Here is a 22,184-nt window from a genome sequence, read left to right on the forward strand (position 1 = left end):
AACCTATTAAAAATGAGAATAGAAAAAGGGGTTACATGAGACAACTAAGGTTCCATAACAAGTATACTTCACCTTAGTGTCTCACATATAAATTTTGAAAAAAACGATTATTTCACTCGCAATCGTTTAACGCTAATTGTCATTGTTTTTTTTGCATTATCCACTTTATTGACATAAATAAAAGCACGATATATTCCATCAGCAGTTTCAACCCATGTTCCTGCATCTTTCTTTATGTTAACAATAAAATTGGAAGCATTACTAAAATTCATCTGATAGAAATCCAAATCATCAATAAATGTTCCATATTGATCACGAGCAAGTTGTTGGTCAATAGCTCCAAAAGTTCTTTGTAATGATGTCATCCGATTCACTCCTTCCGGCAAAACAATCTCTGGTAAATAATCCGAGCCGACTCCTGGTGAAACTAATGCATGCAAAAAATCAATCCCGGAAATCCTACGATATAGATATACCAAATCAATCTTGTCCGCTTTAGTTGGCATATTCTCATTGGTATACACTGCCATATCCGAGATAGAAAGATAACTATCCGTAGGAATTATCATATCAAGTTTTATATCCATATTAGATATAAAATATGTCCCCATGTCGTATGAGACACTTCTACCATTACTGTCTGTCGCATAAAAACTAAAAGAGATATTCTTACCACGAGCTTCTTCAGGAATCACATAATAGTAACGTAACGTTGCTGCACATGTATCTTTCGTAAATGTAACTTCCGTCATCATTCCTTCTGTTACTGACGGGCTACCGATCTCAACTCCTTTATCATCTCCTCCCTGATCCGTATAAAACGATCTGTGTTCCAGATAAGTACCGTCTGCTCCGGCAATAGAAGCCTTGACCTTTGCAGAAATCAGCTTTCCTTGGGAAGGAGGAAGTGCCATAGCATAAGCAAATTCTATTTTCGCCCCCACCAGATTAGGTCCCAATGAACGCTTTATACAATCATTTTGTAAAGTTGTTCCAGCCGCAGGTACCTCGTATTCATTCTCACAAGATGTAAAAACGAAACATAAACCAACGATAACCATTAAAAAATAATATTCAATAGACTTCATCGTATTCATTTTATTTCTGTTGTACACTAACATAAACTGTATATATTTTCCGAACTTTTCTATTACCCGAAATAACCGTATATTGCTTAGGATTTGCCAAATCCGAAAAGTCAACTTTCCCTTCTATCTTAGGTTCCAATTTAGCATCTGTTACCAAAGAAAACTGAGGATAAAGATTCTTCAGATCAGTACCATACAGTACTTCCACATGAATGGTTTGCTTCATCGTATCAATAACGGCTGCTCCATGTCTCACAGTCTGATAATCAACGCCCAAAAGTTCGAAACTACTTACATAACATTCTGAACGTTCGGTAATTAACAATCCATCTTCATCAATCGGAAAATTTGTACATCCGATCCAGGTTAATACTATAAAAAAAATAACTATATATTTTTTCATTACTTTCATTATTAATTTGAATTCAACATTCTTTATAGGCCTTCTGGCTATTATAGCCAAGGAGTATTTTGAGTTAAGTTCGGATTACGATCACGTTCTTTAGGTGGAATCTGAAAAATATAAGCTTGTTGATACAATCTCTCATTCAAATTCTTATACCAGCTATATACTTTATCACTGTGTGTATCACCCATCCAAACCTCTTCTGATCCCGGTTCCCCCCACACTCTTTCAATAGCTCTCCATCTACGCAAGTCAAAAGCGCGATGTCCTTCAGCTATCAGTTCTACAATACGTTCCTGCTCGATAGCGTCGAAGAAGGCTTTTTTGTCAGAAATCTTGTCAGAGGCCAAAGGAGGTAAATTCCCCCTATGCCGGATTCTGTTAACCAAATCAATAGCATCCTGCTGTGGTCCGTACAATTCATTTGTCGCTTCCGCATACATCAGATAGACATCAGCCAAACGAACTACCGGCCAGTTATAGTCACCTTCACCACGATCTGCACCTTCGTAGTTACGAACAAATTTACGGAAAACGTATCCAGAGTTTGTACCATCGGTATTATACGATGTATACTGTTTCCCGTCAATTGTAACTTTTGCATTCCATGATTTATATATAAATGGTACCCAATCTGTTTTCTTTAAAGATGCTAATCCTTGGATCATTTCATAATCCCACAACATTGATGCTTTCATACGATAATCACGATTCAAATAACTTTCCGGATTCACTGCTGAATTTTTAGTAGTTCTTGCATTTGGCGCATTCGGGTTCATTGGAATCAACGGATCTGTGAAATCACCTGTTACAGTAGATTGATAACGATCTGCTAAACGAAATGTAGGTGTCACCCAACACTGAGAATTCTGAATGTTACGCCCTGCGAAATCACGCATCAATGATTCCCCTTGTCCAGTTCCTGGTCCTCCATGAGTGAATGCAAAAATAATTTCACCATCAGTATTGACGTTACCTGTAGTAGGAAGAAACAAATAGAAGTAATTAGGTAGTACATTTGCATCACCCAGTTCCCCCCATTCACCAGGTTCACCATTCCTAAACAAATTTAATCCATAGTCATTAATTACTGCATGGAAATCATCAGCAGCAGCCTTATACGCCTTTCTCGCCTCCTCTTCGCTTGGAGTAAAAGTATCAAGTTCCGGCCATCCAAAATGATTCCAACAAGCCCAATAAAGTTCGAGTTTACCTTTAAACGCTAAAGCTGCAGGCTTAGATGCCCGCCCTATCTGCTCTGATTTTACTGGAAGTTTCTCAAAAGCATAATTAAAATCTTCAATAATATAATCTTTGATTTTCGCAATGGAAGTACGTACTATTTTATCCATCTCCGTTTGATTGTACACCACATGATCTATATACGGTACATCACCCCACATAGAAATCAATCGAAAATAAATCATTCCTCTTAACAACCTGGCTTCACCAATAACGGTTTCAAGCTTCTTCTTCGATTCTTCTGTTTTGGCATTCGGAATCATTTTCAGTGTATTCTCTATCACATAATTGACCCGATGTATGCCACCATAACAGAACTTATAATACGTATCGAACTTTGCTCCAAAACGGTAAGACGGATCAGGAAAATAACATCCTCCTTTATAAGCAGCCCCCTGTGTTATATTAGTAGTAGTATTACTCAAACTACCGCTACCATCTCTGACACGGACATATTCACCTTGCCCATCAAAATAATAATCTCTACTAAAAAGACCACGTACATCAGCATACGCCCCCATTAAGCCATTCGTTGCATCCTCTTCTGTTTGCCAAAATTCCGTATTACCTAATTCAGTTGTAGGAATTTGGTCCAAAAGACTATTTACACACCCCATTAAAAGTATTGATGCTCCACCCAGTAATATACCCAATATATAATTTCTTCTATTTTTCATGATATTAAATTTAAATACCTACATTAATACCAAAAGTGAACGATTTCACCAGAGGATAACCATCATTTATATTACCTTCTTTTTCAGGATCTAATCCACGAAATTTAGTAATTGTAGCCAGATTATCTGCAGATACATACATTCTGATAGAACTAAGTCCGATTTTTTTTAACCGGTTTTGAGGAATAGTATATCCTAATTGCAGATTTTTCAGACGCAAATAAGCCAGATTATCCAACCAAAAGGTAGATTCTTTTCGATTATTTGCTCCCCCTAAACGAGTCCATTCCCCTCCTCTGTTCTCCAACGACCAAGGTTTAGTCCAATGATCCCAAGTAGTAGCTTGCCGCGCTTCTTGCAAATCGGGATTATTATTGGCAGTTAACCAAAATGTTTTACGGCCAGCAGCTCCCTGGAACATTATAGAAAGATCAAATCCCTTCCACTCAAAATTACCACTTAATGCAAAGTTTGTAGTGGGACGATCACGTTGAATGCGTGGAAAAGCCTTCATATCATTATCATCAATCTTCCCATCACCATTCAAGTCTTTATATAATAAATCTCCCGGTTGAGCACCTTGTGGAGTAGCATTATACACATCATTCCAACTTTGTGCAATACCAATAGCTTCATAGGCATATACATAGTTATATGGCATGTTGATAAATACATAATCATTGCTGTTTTTCTGATTACGCCCTAAATACTCATTCCACTTTTCCAGTACTGTAGCATTATAAGAAGCATTAGCATTCACAGTATAATTAAACTCATTAACCCTTCCACGCCAGACAATGTTGGCCTCTACTCCTTTATTTCGCAGCTCACCAATATTTTTACGAGGAGCAGAATATGCACCTGTCAGATGAACAGACATATCTGAAGGCCGAATCATACCACTAGTTAGCCGGTCATAGTAATCAAGTTCAACCGATAAACGATTATTAAAAAACTTCATATCCAACCCGATATTGGTAACTGATGTTTCTTCCCAACTCAAATCACGATTTACCATTTTCTTATTGACATACCCTTTCAATATCTTGCCATCAATCATATAATTATTGGTAGTCAAAGTCTCCTGTTGTTCGTAGCGTCCCACACCACTATTATTTCCTAACACACCATAAGATACACGCAACTTAGCATGATTTAGCCATCCTTTCACATATTTATTAATGAATGGCTCTTCTGAAAAAATCCATCCCACTGAAGCTGATGGGAAATATCCATATTTAGAACCGTCAAGAAATTTAGATGAACCGTCACAACGCAAGTTGAATTCAAATAAATAGCGTTGATACGCCGCATAATTGATACGCCCGATATAAGAAACCAATCCTTCAGCACTTGAATTCCCTCCCGTGTACTGTTTCTCTGTAAGAGCTGCATCAATTTCATGAAGAGATGAATGCAAACGATCATTGCGTCCTGACATCTGATAACGAGTATGCCAATACTCTTCACTAAAAGCAAACATAGCATTCAGCGTATGATGTTTACAAAAGGTAATATCATAATTTAACCGTGCACTAAACTGAGTTTTATAGCTATTATTGGTATAATTATAAATCGGAGCATTATCTTCTACGAAATAGCGAGCACCAAAATCATTCGTTTGAAAGTTATAAGCACGATTAGGAGTATCTGCCTGATACCTAAAATCATTACCATAATTCAAAGAATAGTCCAAACGTGCAGTCAATCCTTTTACCGGACTCCAATCCCAATAGACATTACCATTCAATTCCTGTCTCTCTTTCTGTGTAAGCTGCGTATTATAAGCACTATAAGGATTAAAAATCTGAGGGTCTTCACCATAAGCCATCACTCCTCCGTAATATCCTGTAATAGGATCATAAGGTGTTACTCCCGCAATAGCATATCTCATTTCATTGGCATCGATAGTACCATCAAAATTACTGGTTAATGCATACTGCAGATCCGACCAATTACCTGCAATTTTTACTCCTACATGCATATTCGAACGAATTTTAGCATCATAATTCACACGCAAATTATAACGAGTATAATCATTATTAATAAGAAGACCTTTCTCGTCAATAACTCCGAGAGAAATATAAAAGTTAGAAACTTTATTTCCCCCTGACGCAGAAAGATTATATTTCTGAACTTGTGAATTTCTTAAAATAACATCATACCAGTCAGTATTCGGATAACGAACTGGATCGATCATTCCTAATGCCATCCACTGATCGATAGTACCATCCTTGAACCTTATATTACCAGGTAAAGTAGAAACAGCAGCATCACGTTGCAACAAAGTCAGTGACCGTGGATAATCTGCCATAAACTCCCATGCATGGGTAGGAGTACCTATAGTATAAGAAGCCGAAGCATCTATTTTGGGGGCTGATTCATGCCCGGATTTAGTAGTAATCAAAATAACACCATTGGCCGCACGCGAACCATAAATAGCAGAGGATGAAGCATCTTTCAGCACAGAAACACTTTCAATATCATCTATATTAATACGATCGATATCAACATCAGGCATACCGTCAACGACAACTAACGGATCAGCATTATTCACCGTTCCCATTCCTCGAACAAGCATTTTAACATCATTACGACCAGCCATACCAGAATTCTGCGTTATTGATAATCCTGGCACTTTCCCTTGCAAAGCCAATGATGTACTTGTTAATGAACGACTTGCCAATTGTTCATCCACTTTTACAGCTGACACAGCGCCTGTTAGATTTACCTTCTTTTGCGTACCATATCCTACAACAACTACTTCATCTATACCAATGGAGGCATCTTCCAATGTCACATTTATCAGATCTTTTCCTTTAATATGCACCTCCTGAGTATTCATGCCAATATAGCTTATAATCAATACTGCATTTGAAGCAACATTACTTAATGTATAATATCCATCTAAGTTAGTTGTAGTACCTGCCGTTGTGCCCTTTACTAATATTGAAGCACCAATAATCGGTTCACCGTTTACATCCCTTACATTACCTGTAATTGTCCCGCCTTTATCCTTCTCCTCACTTACATTTTTTTGCGCATACACATATGTACTATTCAATTGAATTAACCCACCCAATAATATCAACAATGTAATTTTACAATAAAAAAATGTTTTACGAGAAGCACTATAACAAACTTTCTGTATTAAACTACTTTCTCTCATAAACTTTAGTATTAGATTATTTAACGATCTTAACCACTTTCAGCAAATGGTCACCATAATATAATTTAAGAAGGTACAAACCAGATTGTAAATCAGTCACATCTATTTCCGAAATATTTGTTTCAGCAGTTTTCACTTCTGAACCAGAGGCAGCGATAAATACAACTCTACTACAATCACCTTTAACAGCAACTGTTTCCGCTCGTTTATCATAGTGAACATAAACAGAGGATGTATCTGTTTGAGATAACCCGGAAGGAGTAGCTGTACTAAAAGTTATTACACCGCAGGCATCCATATTATTATAAGGTTCAGTAGGTCCGATATTCTTCCAAACAGCTCTTTTACGTCCTTTGCCATCATTGTCATTATCAACAATTATTACATCGAAGCCCATACCTTGAGGTAAAGAAGTAAGTTTATCTACATCCAGCTCTTCGCCTTTATCATTAACAAATGCATAAATAGGGATCTGGCACTCTACAACATATCCTTTTCCGTCGGGCTTCATATCATAACAAACTGTAGCCATATCACTCATAGTCCCATATAATACTCCCTCTGTTACAAATGGTTCTCCATAACCTTCTTCTGTCAATGCAGGTGCTATTTGGTAATGTCCAGGTGCCATTACACCATCAATGTAAGCAGGCCCTTGCCCATCTTTCAGATTATCGTTAATATCAAAATAAATTTCTACTTTATCATATTTCCATTGATTTTTTACATCGTTGGCCAACCAAGCCGGATAATGAACATCATCAGTGACATCAACCAAGACATAAATATATTCATCGGTGTAAAACATCTTAAAGAAAGAGGTTACCGTAGGCTCCTCATAATTAAAAACGTTGGTTATATCAACCGGTGTAATATCCTTCCAAATATTATCATCCGCCTTTCCATTCGGATCAATATCTGTTCCTTTATAAATCACGACATCTGAAGCCACTTGCGCCGTAAGATTAGTGGTAGCAACCCATACGGCCAACAACACGAATAAAAACTTTTTCATAATAATAAATTTTAATGTAAGTAAAAACAACTATTTCATTTGTAACTTTCTTTTAAAGAATTCTCCTTGTCGTGTGAGATTAAAGTCAAAATCGTCCAAAAGTGCAGGTGCCCAAGAAGGATCAAAACACCACACTGTGTATGAAATTCCCTTTTTATCAAGATAATTAATAATAGCTTCACCATATTTTTCATCACCTATACATGGAATGTGTTCACCACGTTGTCCTTTCACCACATATCCCATTTCGGTAGCCACCACCGGATAATGGTCAGCGACATGCCCCCAGTTTCTTTCCCATTTATCCTCCCAAGGTGCATCTACCTTTTGAGGATAAGGATGTGTCACATAAGCAACATTATTACGATCTACCGGTTTTTGCACGACTTCATCAAGTAAATAAGCCCAATTCATTCCAGCCACCAAATATACTTTCTGATCATCAATCATATTGATACTATCTATCAACTGTTCCATCAGGGGCTGCCACGCATCCCAACTCAATGGTTTTCCTTGATCACATGGTTCATTAAACAACTCATAAAAAGCCACAGTAGAATTACCCTTATAATGTTCAGCTATAATTTTCCAAAAGTTTATAGTTTCTGCCCAATTGGTAGCATAATTAAAATGAGGATAAACATTTTCCGGCAGATTACCGATAGCATGCCAATCAATAATAACATACATATTGGTTTGCCTGGCCCATTCCACTCCCTGATCCAGTATTTTTAGATAATCTTCTACTCCGCGATACCGCCATGTGTAAGGATGTATTGGTAAACGTATCACATTACATCCCCAACGCCGCGCTTCTTCAAAATAACGTAAATTCCATTGATTCTCTTTTTTCAACTTATCTGGATCTGAGAAACTCACGCCACACAATCTAACAATCTTTCCTGAATCATTAATAAAAACATTCTTTTTTACTTTTAAGGCAGATGGTTCTTTAAAGGATTGCTTAACTGTTTCCTTACAAGAAACCATTCCTGCCATAAAAAAAAATAAAACAATACCTATTATATGAGAAACTTTCATCTTTTAATATTTTACAAATTTAAAATTCCTAACACTTCCGTTTTCTATAAGAATCCGGATCAGATATACACCCGGAACTAATCCGTCAGTTACAATTCTTGCTTCAGATGAGCCAATACTTTCCTTCTTTATACACTGCCCGGACATAGTAAACAGGGCAATACTTTTCATAGCCTTATCCGCTTTAACGTACACATGATCAGCTGTTACATCAGAATAAATTTCTAAATCTCCAGATTCATTATGTAAAATGCATCCTGTTCCTGACGAAGTGTTATCATAATCTTTTGTGTATTTCTCAAAAATTCTCATTTGAGCTCTTTCCACAGTATAGTTTTTCAGCGGATGAATACTTACCTTATCATTAGATGACCATCCACCTGCTACCCAATATGTAGCAGCAACACGATTTTCTTTGAGATAAGCAATAACTTCATCCAGCAAATTCAACCAGCGAACATCATTTCCAGGTACCCCAAATTCACCTAAAATTCCACGTTGATTATGTTCTTTCAGCCATTCTACAAATGGTTGCAAACGTTTAATATGTTGTTGTGGATCAGAAACTTCCTTATCAAAATCTCCCAAATTATAATGCCCACTTTTATCTTTATCAAAATAACAATGTGCCTGAAAAATCAAATTATTAGCCGGATCATTCAATCCAATTAATCCTCCACCGGTTGAAGGCCACGTAGATGAAGACGCATAACTTTCACCCTCTATTACTATAGGCGTTTGCATATCTACAGTTCTAATAGCATCAATAACAGCTTGTGCTGTCGAATACCATACGCCCTTATCTAAACCATAAGGTTCATTCATTATATCATATCCCCAAATATTCTTGTACATCTGACACTCAACAGCTATTTTCTCCCACACATCAGCTAAATGTTCTTTTGTCAATTTTCCAGAATCACTGATCTTACAAGTTACACCATCAACATTCCTACGACAATAATCATGCATATCAAGCATCACATACATACCGATACGTTCGGCCTCAGCAATTACCTCCTTGATCTTTTTCATATCAAGTTCCATATCCAACGGTCCATTTACTTCATGTTGTACACGTTCCCAACGAAAAGGAAAACGAATAAGCCGTACACCTTTTGATTTAAAATAGTGAAGATCCTTAAATGTTGGATAAGAATAGTTTGTATTAAATACACCATGAACTGTTCCCCCTGAACCTTGCGCCAGATTTACACCTAAATAAGCCTTCTCCTTATCAGGAAGAACATCATCTGCCGATGCCAAATTCCAGTCAACAGAAATAGTCCCTTCTTCTCCTAATCCCATAGCATAGTCACCTTTAAAAGCAAAAATATTATCAATATAGATATTACCCGAGCCACGGAAAAGTATTTTATCTATCTTAGAACAATCCAGTCCGGCTTCTTTCAACTCGTGAACCGGAATATTCACATAATTCCATTCGTCTGTTTTGAGAACAGGAAATAACGAGGAATAATAAGCCGTTTCCGATCCTTGGGCCTGGAATCCAATTTCAAGTGTACCACTCCCTCCTTCGCCATCACAATACATACTGAAATGTATATTCTCCATATCACTGAAGTCAAGTGTAGCAGTTGTATGGAGTGTCATCTCTTCAAGAGAGCATATTCTCAAGACTTTGTCAGCCTCCGTAAGACGGTATACAAGATCAAAATCCGTGAGACCAACAGTACCACCTTCTTCAAGATTGGCTATATTGTTGTATTTGTCCGTAAAAACAGACTTAACAGTTTTAGGGGCTAATATCGGCTCCGGCGCAGGTTCTATATATATTATGGGTGTCCCAACCGGATCACCTTTATACGTATATATATTATCAAAATACAACCTTGTAATAGCAAAGCCATTGCTGCTGAATATTTTAGAAACAATAATGTTAGTTAAGTCAGCACTCTTAAACACACTCATCGGTATGTCAAAACTTGTCCATCCGGCATTTAAGGTTAGAGCATCTGTGTTTGCTTGTGACGACCAATTACCAAGACCGAGTTTAATAGTACGTGTACTTTCTGCCCAAACATCAAAATGGAGATAATCCATGCCATCAAGATTTAGAGTCGGGTCAAATTTAACCAAGGCCCAGTTTAATGAATTGAACCTAAGCATATTATCGCCTTCAAAAGGTGTTACTACTGCCATTTCCGCTGCCGGGCTGCCGGGATTGTTTAAAATTAAATTAGTAATGTTGTCATAGGCATCACTAAAAATCGATTTTACATCCGTATCTTTATGCTTAGGTGTAGGAGCAGCCACCGTAGGTGCATTCGGATCCACTGAGGGATTATCGCCGCCTAAATCTCCATAAGCGTAAATATTATCAATATAGACAGTCCTATCATATCCACCGCCATTTATAAAACCTATTTTACTTATCTGGGTAAGATCAGGTATTTTTCCAGCAGGCAAATTTCGGTAATCATCCAGTTTAATCTCGATTTTATTCCATCCTTCTACTAAAGGTGTTGGTATTGTGACAGAAGCACCCTGTCCAAAATAAACTTTTAAAGTAAATCCGGTTTTAACTACATAAATGTCAAAGCAAAGTGCTTCGCAATCATCAAGATTTAACGTAGTGCCTAATTCGACAAAAGACCATCCGCCAAGACCCTGATCAAAATAAATCATATCATTCCCCATCACAGACTTTACAGTTGCAGTAGCGCTTCCTCGCCCACTAAAGCCTTTAATAGATGTAATATCAGTATATTCATCACAAAAAATCGATTTGACAGAAGCTGCTTCCTGAGTTGGGGGAACAGGGATTGTTTGGGGTGGATTACTAACATCTGCGAAAATATCTTGCGTAGCTAGCAATAAGATAGCTACCAAATAAAGAATTTTAGTAAATATTCCTTTTTTCATAATATTACTTTTTAATGATTAATACCGGCAACAAATATATTAGGCTTTTTATTCATCAGAGGACAATATCCGACAGAAAAAAAACAATTGATAACAAACTCACGATTTATATTCCCCAAGATATACTGCATAAGTACAATATAATAATCTATATATCAATGAGATAGCATCCACAAAAGGAATTAAAGAGTAACCAAAAAGAACAAAATATAACAAGAAAAGACAAATATATTACAACTAATAAAGTAATGTAACAAAGAAATAAATCAATCTTATCATTTTCTCTACCCAATAGAAGGTAGCCCCATAAAAAAATAGATTCTATATCAGTGAAAAAAATATGCGCTTTTCACATTCCATTTTTTTAATAAAATATGGTATTCCATTTCATACGTAAATCATATTTTTGTTTTCTTCTTGCAAATTCAGGATTTTCTTAATAACTTGCCGCTGTGTTTTTTAAATCCATTGAATAAATGCTATTTCAAATCGGTAACTAAATTCAAGGTAAAAAGAAACACTATTTTTATCTCAAACTTTTAAAATTAAACAGGTTCTAAATAAAATGTTTAATTTTGCTTACGTTTTTCAATCAAAATAAAACTATGAAACATACGCTTGTCCTGGCAATACTTTGTTGTCTAATACAATTCGACGTGCAAGGTTCCTGCTTCCGAAACTATCAAAAAGAAAACGGCTTATCTAACAACTGTGTGTGGGCAATCATGCAAGATAGCCAAGGGTTTATCTGGGTTGGAACGAATGACGGGCTTAATCGTTTTGACGGGAAAAATTTCAAAGTATACAAAAATCGTCTTCAAGACTCCTTATCAATTGGGCACAATTTTATACATTGTATAAAAGAAGACTCAAAGCATCGAATGTTAATAGGAACACGCAGAGGACTATATTATTATGACCGGGAATACGATCACTTTCATCATATTGCTTTAAAGAAAGAAAAACAAAATGATATCACTGTAAATGACATAATGGAAGATTCCCATGGCAACATTTTGATCGCAACTCATGGTGAAGGATTATTCCAATTAGACAATAATCTTCGTGTTCTAAAACACTTTGTAGCCTCAAAAACGCCCCAAAGTATTCCATCAAATTTTATTTGGACAATAGTAAACGACCAACAAAATAATATTTGGCTAGGAACAGCAGGGTATGGTCTTGTGCTTTTCAGTTCATCAAATGACACATTTACTCCAATAAAACATCCTAAACTCGACGTAAACAAACAATCAATATATTCCATCTATTGTGATGAAGATAATAATTTGTGGATAGGTACTTTCACAAACGGTCTTTTTAAATATAATCCTACAAAAAATGAATGTAGCCATTATCTTTCCAATATTGGTAATATAAAGTCGATAACCCCCTACTCAGACAAGGAACTCATCATGGGATCAGACAAAGGCCTCATACTCCTGAATAAATCGACAGAAAGCTTTCAAATAGTAAAAGAAGAATATTCCGATAGGAGCATAGTCGATAACTCTACATTCTGTATTTCTCGTGACAAAGAAGGGGCATTCTGGGTTGGAACCTATTTCAACGGAGTCACTTATTTCGCCCCAAACGTCAATAAATTTATATCCTTCTACGATATAGAAGCAGCAACTGCTCAAAAACATTCCATCACCAGCAGTATGGTGGAAGATAACAAACAGAATATATTGTTATCTACCCATAATAATAACATTGTATACCGTTACAATCCCCAAACTAAACAATTAGGTAATACCTTTATGTTGGATTATCACAATATACAAAACCTTTATTTATCCAATGACACATTGTACGTAAGTATTTACGGAAGAGGAGTGAGAATCATTTCTGCTACAAATGGTAAGGTAATTGCAACAATCCCACTCAATACGATTGAAGGAAAATCAATATTTAAAACCCAAAACGGTACTCTAATATTTGCCCTGGAAGAAGGCGGATGTGCCATCATGTGCCCCGGACAAAAATTAAAAAGGCCAGAAGCTTTATCTGGTCGTCCTATTTCAGATATGACAGAAAGTGCATCAGGAACAATTTGGTTTGCTACACATGCTTATGGGCTTTACTGCTTATATCCCAATGGAGAATGGCAACATTTCTCCGACATTTCCAATAAAATTGATATAAATAACCTCAGCTGTTTATTATATAACAGAGAAAAAAATGATTTATGGATAGGAACTAAAGAAAAAGGAGTAATTGTCTTTAATATAGCTCAGAAGAAAATCAAAAACATATTCAATCTTGAGAATGGAATGCCTTCAGACATCATCTACTCAATCATAGATGATAAATATGGAAATATATGGATTAGTACTCCAAAAGGATTAGCACAGATTGTTCAAAACAGTACAACTGAGTATATCAAAACATTTGGCTATATTGGACAAGAGATACAATACAACTTTAGATGCGCCCTACGTGGTTCTGCCGGCCTGCTCTATTTCGGAGGTACGAATGGATTTATTTCAATTAACCCATCGGAATTTACAGAAAATAACATCACTCCTCCTATACATATCACCAGTTTCAAAGTTTTCAATGAAGAATTACCTATAGGTCAAAGTTCCCCTTTAAAAAAATCGATAAGCAATACAAAAGAAATTGTGCTCTCTTCCAAACAATCAACCTTCAGTTTTGATTTTATTGCATTAAGTTATATTTTTCCGGAAACTAACAAATATGCATACATGCTAAAAGGATTTGATAAAAACTGGAATTACACATCAAATAATACAGCATATTACATGAATATACCTCCAGGAAAATATACATTTACTGTAAAAGGAAGTAATAATAATGGAATCTGGAATAATAATGGTTATAGTATAGCGCTCCGAATCAGACCTCCTTTTTGGCAAGAGTATTACATGATTATACTCTATATCATCCTGTGTACCATCATCGTAAGCTATGTTATCAATCGATACAAAAAGCATTTAATAATTGAAAACGAAAAGAAACAATACAGATATCAGGTAGCTAAAGAGAAAGAAACATATGAAGCAAAAATTAATTTCTTTACTAATATAGCTCACGAAATAAAAACCCCACTCTCACTTATTACCGGACCACTAGAAATGATTATTGCCACCAAAGATGGTAATATGCAAACACAAAAATATTTGTCAGTTATTAAACGAAATACGGACCGTCTACTAATACTTATTAATCAATTACTTGACTTCAGAAAAATAGAAAACGATATGTTTATTCTGAACATCAGTCAACAAAATATAACCCAAATTGTACAACAAGTTTACAATCAGTATAAGCAAAGTTCTTACCAGCAACAAATAAAAATATCATTCGAAGCAGAAAATGAACCAATTATTGAAGATGTAGACCCTGAGGCTCTCTATAAAATAGTGAGTAACCTTGTTTCTAATGCTGTAAAATTCACTAAAACACAAATCAACATAAAACTACAAAAAGAGAATGATTCTAAAATTCTTATTTCCATCATTGATGACGGAAATGGTATCAGAAGTAGCGAACAACAGAAAATATTTCTTCCTTTTTATCAAATACAGGAAACAAAACAGCATTTTCAAAACCTTGGGGGGACAGGAATTGGCCTTTCTTTCTCAAAAGCACTGGCACGTAAGTTAGGAGGAGATATTCAAGTTCAGTCCGAATATGGTAAAGGAAGTATCTTCACATTAGTACTGCCGGCCAACCCGTTAAAAGAAAAACTAATAATGAAACATGAGATTATCGAAACAGAGATACCTCCTACAGAATCCCCCAAATCAGTCCACCAGAAATCAAAACAGGTCATTTTGATTGTAGAAGACAATGCAGAACTTCGGACCTTTATAAACGACTGTTTATCCGATAACTATACTGTTTTAGAAGCAAAAAACGGAGTAGAAGCAATGAGTATTCTGAATAGTGGCAATATGATCGATATCATAGTTTCGGACATACTAATGCCTGAAATGGATGGATTGGAATTATGCAATCAAATAAAAAGTAATATTTCATTCTCCCATCTTCCTCTTATTTTGCTGTCGGCAAAGACTGATACAGGAACCAAAATTAACGGCTTAAAAAAAGGCGCAGATGTATATATGGAGAAACCATTTTCTATAGAACAATTAAAGGCACAAATCAATAGTGTTCTTGAAAACAGACATAATATACATAAGAAGTTCATCGAATCACCTTTAGAGTATTATAAACTAAACAATGAAACAGATAGCGAGAATGCACTATTTATCAAGAAGTTAAATGAGCTCATCCTGGAAAATATGTCATCAGAGGAATTTTCTATAGATAATATAGCTTCTGATTTTGCCATTAGTCGTACTAGCTTACATAACAAAATTAAAAGTATTACTGGAGTAACTCCTAATAATTATATTAAACTTATTCGTTTAAATAAAAGTGCAGAGTTGTTGGCCACAGGCAAATATAGAATAAATGAAGTTCGCTTTTTGGTTGGATTTAATTCAGCATCTTATTTCGCTAAATGCTTTTATGAACAATTTGGTAAATTTCCAAAAGATTTCACACAAGATATCACACAATAAAGTGTTATTTTTCAAATAAAAGAAATTATTCAACAACATATCATTATTATTTCCGGTTTATTTAATTACCTTTACCGGAATATTATCAAATTCGTACAACAAACATAAACAAAGAATATGTTAATAAAGGTTTGTGGCGCTGCCATACAAGGTATTGACGCAACGATCATTACCATCGAAGTAAACAGCTCAAGAGGCTGTATGTTCTACCTGGTTGGTTTGCCCGACTCTGCTGTGAAAGAAAGTCATCAACGCATCATTTCTGCCTTACAAGTGACCGGATACAAGATGCCTACCAGCAATATTGTTATCAATATGGCTCCGGCAGACATTCGCAAGGAAGGATCAGCCTATGATCTCCCCCTCGCAATAGGTATTCTTGCTGCCAATGAAACCATTTCCTGCGAGAAACTCCCTCACTATCTGATGATGGGTGAGCTAAGCCTTGATGGAAGTATACAACCCATCACCGGTGCATTGCCCATCGCTATTAAAGCACGTGAAGAAGGCTTTGAAGGTCTGATCGTACCGCAGCAAAATGCACGCGAAGCAGCAGTTGTTAATAACCTGAACGTGTATGGTGTAACCAATATCCGGGAAGTAATTGAATTCTTCAATGCGAAGCAGGAACTACAGCCTACCATAGTCAATACCCGGGAAGAATTCTATGCCCAGCAGGAAAACTTTGAATGCGACTTCTCTGATGTAAAAGGGCAGGAAAATGTAAAACGCGCTCTTGAAGTAGCAGCAGCCGGCGGACACAATCTGATTCTCGTTGGCGCCCCTGGTTGCGGTAAATCAATGATGGCTAAGCGCTTACCTTCTATACTCCCCCCTCTTTCCCTGGGCGAAAGTCTGGAAACCACCAAGATACACTCTGTTGCCGGAAAATTGGGACGTAATGCCTCACTCATATCCAAACGTCCTTTCCGCGATCCACATCATACCATCTCACAAACAGCAATGGTAGGAGGAGGTAGTTTCCCTCAGCCGGGCGAAATTAGCCTGGCACATAATGGTGTACTCTTTCTGGATGAGTTACCAGAGTTTCAAAGAGGGGTATTAGAAGTACTACGCCAGCCATTGGAAGATCGCCGCATCACCATTTCGCGGGTAAAATGCAGTATTGATTATCCTGCCAGCTTTACCTTAATCGCCTCCATGAATCCTTGCCCCTGCGGATATTACAATCATCCTACAAAGGCTTGTGTTTGTTCTCCCGGACAGGTACAGAAGTATCTGAATAAAATATCCGGTCCCCTACTTGACCGAATTGACATACAGATAGAGATAGTCCCCGTTCCTTTTGAAGAAATGGCCAGTAAACGACCGGCAGAACCAAGCTGCGAAATTCGCAAACGTGTGATAAAAGCCCGACAGATACAGGAACAACGCTTCTCCAATCATCCCGGCATCTACTGTAATGCTCAAATGACGAGCAAACTAATCTCTACCTATGCACAACCCGACAGCAAAGGACTTACTTTACTAAAAACCGCCATGGAACGCTTCAACTTGTCCGCCCGTGCCTATGACCGTATATTGAAAGTATCACGTACCATTGCCGACCTGGAAGGAAGCGAACAAATACTCCCCGCCCATCTGGCGGAAGCCATCAGCTACCGCAATCTGGATAGGGAGAACTGGGCGGGGTAAAAGAAGGGAACTTATCTTTTAATTCTAAATTTTCAAAGTTTCACTTTTTAATCAATGATGTCTCACTATCTCATGATATGATTATTACGATAAAAATCAGCCTTGCATCCTAATATTTATGCGGATAACTATCATAGAATCCTTTTAATGCACCAAACCTCTGTGATATAAGGAAATGTTGTCGAATATCAGGGCCTGGATTATTTAATTAAGATCGCATATGATTACCATTCGGAGCTAATAAAAAATAGCCGAATTAGTTATCATTAAACCCCATTTAGAATACTTCTTAATCAAACCAAAATCTTTTATTTTTCTTTGAAGGTTCTCTTTGAAATCCTTCAAATAGTATTTTCTTCTTTCCCTTTTCCCATGAATAGAGACTAACAAATATAGAATCAGTGTCTATATTCAATCGACTTTTCTTAATCCTTATAAAGAACTCCGGATTTGTAGTTATTAAATCAGAAAAATGAATCTTCTTCCCATTATTCGGACATCTATAACTATCAGCCTTATAATCATTCCAGTATATCGCTTTAATAATATCATTATGCAATTTTCTAATAAAAATGATTTTTTTGTCTGTTTTCGAATCCAAACAAATAATTGTATCGTTTTTGTATGCCACACTTCCTTCAGCCCAACAGATCGTTTGACTATCATAATCTACCGGATAATCAAAATACATCTTAAGGTCAAATTCGTTGTCAGAGTTGAGTGTCAAACACAGTTGACTATTCGTGAACATATCTGAATAGAACATTATTTGGGCATAACCAGACAATGGGAATAGTAAATAAAATACAAAAATAAATTGTTTCATAATCGTTTAGTAGTGGTGAATTATCAACTCCTATTTTATACAACTCCGTTTTCTTTTCCAAATTATACTTTATAAATAATTAAAGCATTTAAAAAGCATTCCCAAAGTAGCAGCATAAGAATCTTATATTTTTATTGCACACATTTCATCTAATAAATTTATCTTTTTATCGTTAGTCATATCCAAAAAATCATCCGCAAAATATTTATAGTATTTCTCTCTCCAACTTTTTTTCTGCTTTTTATTAAACTCATCAGCTGTTTTAAATCGAAAACTATTCAAATACTTTTTCCGTTCTGAACTACTGTACACTTTTTCTCCTAATCTTGAACAAGTAACTTTTCTATTCAAAGTATCTATCGAATAGCTATATGTTATTTCTTTTGTTTCATCACCAATAGGTATCAAGAAAATAATATATCCATTCTCGATTTCTTTATAGACAGACGCTATTAAAACCTCATTATCTGATATTCTAAGAGCTGACATCACAGTATTATTCATGATAATAACGTGAAATAAAAAGAATAATAAAAATCTCATACTATTTAATAAATTCAATATTCATAATTATACATCATTAATCCCACCATTGTATTATAAAGATTTGTATCAGTATGTAGATACATACTTGCATGTAGCAAAAAAGGATGAATACCAATATTAAAAATCCCAAACATATTAAGGACCATTGATGTACGAGTAACACAACTACTTAACTCTAAACTATAAATGAGCGATCCATTCTTTTCCAATTTATTTAACCACACACCATATTTATCAATCATTTTTGTATTGGCTCGCAAAGTTTGATGACAAATAGGATAGTTTGATACCCCACACATATGATAGTTATTTGTACCTTTCATCCAATGCCAACTCTCTTTAGCACCAAGATTTATACGATCCGGCCCTACAGAAACAAACAATAGACTCATTATTTTTATTCACAATCTCAGAATGTTCTATAACCAAATCTATATTATCTTTACTTATATTCCAAGCTGTCAGTCAGTTCATGATATCATACATAAAGTCCTCCTTGTACCCCGTAAGCAAGTCGCTTCGGGAAATCAATATACTTAGCAACTCAACGGCAATCGAATGCAATTTATCACATCGCTAATTATTTCGAAATTAAGGAATAGTATGTTTATATATTCTAGCACTTTCCTTATCTTCATTGACTACAAACTCAACTGCCGCCTGCCCTAGAATAGAAGGAACCGAAATAAGATAAATGGGTGATGGAATGTCAAGCGATTGAAATTCTTTCCAATCTTCATCTACAAAATCCCAGTACGAAAGATCATCAAGCAACATGTATCCCATGTCAAAATGAGCGAGGACCGGACAATCATTCTCCTTCACTTTGAGGAGAATATAAGCCTCGCAAAACTCTTCACCGACATCTGTTGAGTTCGTGATTGGCGCTATCCAAGACTCATCCTGACCTTCTTCATAATCTTCTTCATGGTCTATCGCAAATACCCATATTGGATATTTCTCTAAATCGGACAGGCAAACATCTTCAAAAGATGCAGCCTTTCCTGTTATGTATTCCATCTTTTCTTCATGTTGGAATAGCTTAGAAAAGAAATTACTTAAAAACATATTTTTTCTCCTATTTTTTATAGTGGGGTGAATCCTATTTTACATATTTCATTTTTTTAGATGCTATAAAGATCGAGGTAGCATATGATTTCCATTTGCACTTGTATATTAGGGGCTTTTTTGAGATATTACAATAATACTTTATTGTAATACATTCCCTTCAAACCATAGGCCTTCATTTCTGCTGCTGTATCCAATCCGACGATTATTAATGGAGATTTAGTTCCCAAAGATGAAAAGTAATACTCTGAACGACATATAAAGTCATCCGTGGGCATTGAAAAGTCTGAAGCTTTATAGAGTGTACTTCCAATTATTTCATCATAGCTACCACAACAATCTCTTTTATCTATAAACTGTATTCCACTGCGGATACAATCTAATCTGTAAATATCTTCCGGCATGAAAAAATAATACCCTATAGACTTAGTCAATGCGACAAAGGTTAAATGCGAATATCCTCTTTCATCACAAAACTTTTTAAAGTTTTCAGAAACAATACAAAAGTTATCATAAGTATAGAACATATCCCCTTTCTTTTTAGGAACTCTATATAAAGTATCCGGCACTTTCTCTATTGTATTGTGACAGATGGGACATGTTCCTGGCCTATTTTCATTACTGTACATATATGCAATGTCATATCCCACTACGTTTTTCGCTACTATTTTCTCCATATTATCGATATATTGATTTAATAAATTTATTACTTACTATTTATTATTAAGGTCTCCATTTTCCCATAATGTGATTATTTCGATAAAAATCACGCCTTGCATCCCAATATTTAATCGGATAATTATCATAAAATCCTTTTAAAGCATCAAACCTTTGCGGCCTAATGAAATTATTTTGAATGCGAAGCCCGGAGTTATTCGGTAGAGGTCGCATATGATTTCCATTTGCATCTGTGTGTTGCTCCAAATAACGATACATATCTTTATGTAAGTCTTTATGACGGGATTTCGACATTGGGGTCAACCTTTGATTGGGATCTCCGCCCATAAACTTCGGATCGGAATGATGTCGTTGAATTGGTTCTCCAGTCCAAGGGCTTACACGTGCCTCTTTTGCCCTTTGCCAACCCGAAAGGGAACCGGTAGCTCCTCCAACAGCAAAACCAACTTTTGCTGAATTCCAACCCGCTTGCATAGATTACTCAAAACTTCCTCCATCAAGTGCTGCCCATCCGGCACCTACAGTAAATCCGGTAGCTCCGCTGACCACACTATTAGTAACCATATCTTGCAACATAGGGCCATCGAACATATTAGAAATGTACTTACTCACATAAGGAGTAAACTTATCCGCTAATTTACCCCCAACATAGCCCGTAATGGCTCCCGAAGCTTCACTTATTCCTACTTGTCCCCAATTAATATTACTGCCATTCCAAGTATTTCCATTCCCACCTACAAAACCTTGTGAGATAAGACTATTTCCTGCTCCCGTAATTCCTCCTGTCAAAGTAGGTGCGACGGATGCCCCTACACCTGTTAGTGTCAGCAAAGTTGAAGCACCAGCCAAAGCACCTACAAAATACAATATTTATTATATGTGAGCTAATTGTGAATATCTACTTTAGATATCAATTACACCATATGGTAATAAATTTATATCTACATCTATTTCAAATTTTTCTTCATCATCAAATTCGTATCCTTTATTATAGAACATGAAATTATGATTATGCTCAAAAACGAATAATAATCCCCTTTTTATACCAAGTGAATCCACTAAATATTTTATGGAAACGATTTTATATTGAGATAGCCACTTAATATCCTGATGTATAATTTTATAAGTAAATTCACCAGAATTTATAGTCATCGGAGTTTCCTTTTGTTCTCTAATAGAAATATTTTCTTCACAACAGGTTATGCCAAAGTACAAATCTACTTTAATATACAATCTGATTATAGAGTATGGTTGATCATTAAAATAATACCATTCTAAAAACACTCTCTCAACACTTTTTCCAATACATTTTTTTAAATTTACATACATG

Annotated in this window: 17 protein-coding genes; 2 read left to right on the top strand and 15 right to left on the bottom strand. The window is 35.9% G+C overall.

Features of this window, described 5'->3' with window-relative positions:
- Positions 1-107: 107 nt before the first annotated feature.
- Genes ACESQI_RS09010 through ACESQI_RS09040 form a run of 7 tightly spaced genes read right to left on the bottom strand, consistent with a single transcriptional unit; the run spans position 108 to position 11,524 of the window.
- Entirely contained in the window at positions 108-1,097 is a 990-nt protein-coding gene (locus tag ACESQI_RS09010; RefSeq protein WP_223381581.1) for a DUF4466 family protein, read from the bottom strand.
- Position 1,098: 1 nt separating this feature from the next.
- The gene (locus ACESQI_RS09015; protein ID WP_195660434.1) at positions 1,099-1,491 is read right to left on the bottom strand and encodes a hypothetical protein; all 393 of its coding nucleotides are present in this window, start codon (positions 1,489-1,491) and stop codon (positions 1,099-1,101) included.
- 50 nt (positions 1,492-1,541) lie between these two features.
- The gene (locus tag ACESQI_RS09020; RefSeq protein WP_195660435.1) at positions 1,542-3,413 is read right to left on the bottom strand and encodes a RagB/SusD family nutrient uptake outer membrane protein; all 1,872 of its coding nucleotides are present in this window, start codon (positions 3,411-3,413) and stop codon (positions 1,542-1,544) included.
- A gap of 10 nt (positions 3,414-3,423) precedes the next feature.
- Positions 3,424-6,582 (bottom strand): TonB-dependent receptor, encoded by a 3,159-nt coding sequence (locus ACESQI_RS09025; RefSeq protein ID WP_007482864.1) that lies wholly within the window; start codon positions 6,580-6,582, stop codon positions 3,424-3,426.
- Between the two features lie 16 nt (positions 6,583-6,598).
- The gene (locus ACESQI_RS09030; protein ID WP_147351260.1) at positions 6,599-7,597 is read right to left on the bottom strand and encodes a sugar-binding protein; all 999 of its coding nucleotides are present in this window, start codon (positions 7,595-7,597) and stop codon (positions 6,599-6,601) included.
- 30 nt (positions 7,598-7,627) lie between these two features.
- A complete protein-coding gene (locus ACESQI_RS09035; RefSeq protein WP_007482869.1) occupies positions 7,628-8,638 on the bottom strand; it encodes a glycoside hydrolase family 5 protein in 1,011 nt (336 codons plus the stop codon).
- Positions 8,639-8,641: 3 nt separating this feature from the next.
- A complete protein-coding gene (locus tag ACESQI_RS09040) occupies positions 8,642-11,524 on the bottom strand; it encodes a cellulase family glycosylhydrolase (protein ID WP_195660436.1) in 2,883 nt (960 codons plus the stop codon).
- A 605-nt stretch (positions 11,525-12,129) separates the two neighbouring features.
- Here ACESQI_RS09040 and ACESQI_RS09045 point away from each other — a divergent pair.
- Positions 12,130-16,080 (top strand): two-component regulator propeller domain-containing protein, encoded by a 3,951-nt coding sequence (locus ACESQI_RS09045; RefSeq protein ID WP_157457788.1) that lies wholly within the window; start codon positions 12,130-12,132, stop codon positions 16,078-16,080.
- Positions 16,081-16,197: 117 nt separating this feature from the next.
- Positions 16,198-17,736 (top strand): YifB family Mg chelatase-like AAA ATPase, encoded by a 1,539-nt coding sequence (locus tag ACESQI_RS09050; protein WP_195660437.1) that lies wholly within the window; start codon positions 16,198-16,200, stop codon positions 17,734-17,736.
- Positions 17,737-18,025: 289 nt separating this feature from the next.
- Here ACESQI_RS09050 and ACESQI_RS09055 read toward each other — a convergent pair whose 3' ends face one another.
- From ACESQI_RS09055 to ACESQI_RS09090, 8 genes are all read right to left on the bottom strand, one after another.
- Positions 18,026-18,562, bottom strand: a complete 537-nt coding sequence (locus ACESQI_RS09055; RefSeq protein WP_195660438.1) for a hypothetical protein — start codon at positions 18,560-18,562, stop codon at positions 18,026-18,028.
- Positions 18,563-18,685: 123 nt separating this feature from the next.
- Entirely contained in the window at positions 18,686-19,105 is a 420-nt protein-coding gene (locus ACESQI_RS09060) for a hypothetical protein (RefSeq protein ID WP_195660439.1), read from the bottom strand.
- Positions 19,106-19,119: 14 nt separating this feature from the next.
- A complete protein-coding gene (locus ACESQI_RS09065; protein WP_195660440.1) occupies positions 19,120-19,500 on the bottom strand; it encodes a hypothetical protein in 381 nt (126 codons plus the stop codon).
- A gap of 199 nt (positions 19,501-19,699) precedes the next feature.
- Positions 19,700-20,128, bottom strand: a complete 429-nt coding sequence (locus tag ACESQI_RS09070; RefSeq protein WP_373125846.1) for a hypothetical protein — start codon at positions 20,126-20,128, stop codon at positions 19,700-19,702.
- Positions 20,129-20,304: 176 nt separating this feature from the next.
- The gene (locus ACESQI_RS09075) at positions 20,305-20,853 is read right to left on the bottom strand and encodes a hypothetical protein (protein WP_195660442.1); all 549 of its coding nucleotides are present in this window, start codon (positions 20,851-20,853) and stop codon (positions 20,305-20,307) included.
- 46 nt (positions 20,854-20,899) lie between these two features.
- Positions 20,900-21,328: a hypothetical protein gene (locus tag ACESQI_RS09080; RefSeq protein ID WP_195660443.1), complete on the bottom strand. Its 429-nt coding sequence runs from the start codon at positions 21,326-21,328 to the stop codon at positions 20,900-20,902.
- Between the two features lie 3 nt (positions 21,329-21,331).
- Positions 21,332-21,721, bottom strand: a complete 390-nt coding sequence (locus tag ACESQI_RS09085; protein ID WP_195660444.1) for a hypothetical protein — start codon at positions 21,719-21,721, stop codon at positions 21,332-21,334.
- A gap of 36 nt (positions 21,722-21,757) precedes the next feature.
- A complete protein-coding gene (locus ACESQI_RS09090) occupies positions 21,758-22,183 on the bottom strand; it encodes a hypothetical protein (protein WP_195351063.1) in 426 nt (141 codons plus the stop codon).
- Position 22,184 lies beyond the last annotated feature (1 nt).

The sequence above is a fragment of the Bacteroides sp. HPS0048 genome (assembly GCF_964240755.1).
GTDB lineage: Bacteria > Bacteroidota > Bacteroidia > Bacteroidales > Bacteroidaceae > Bacteroides > Bacteroides nordii.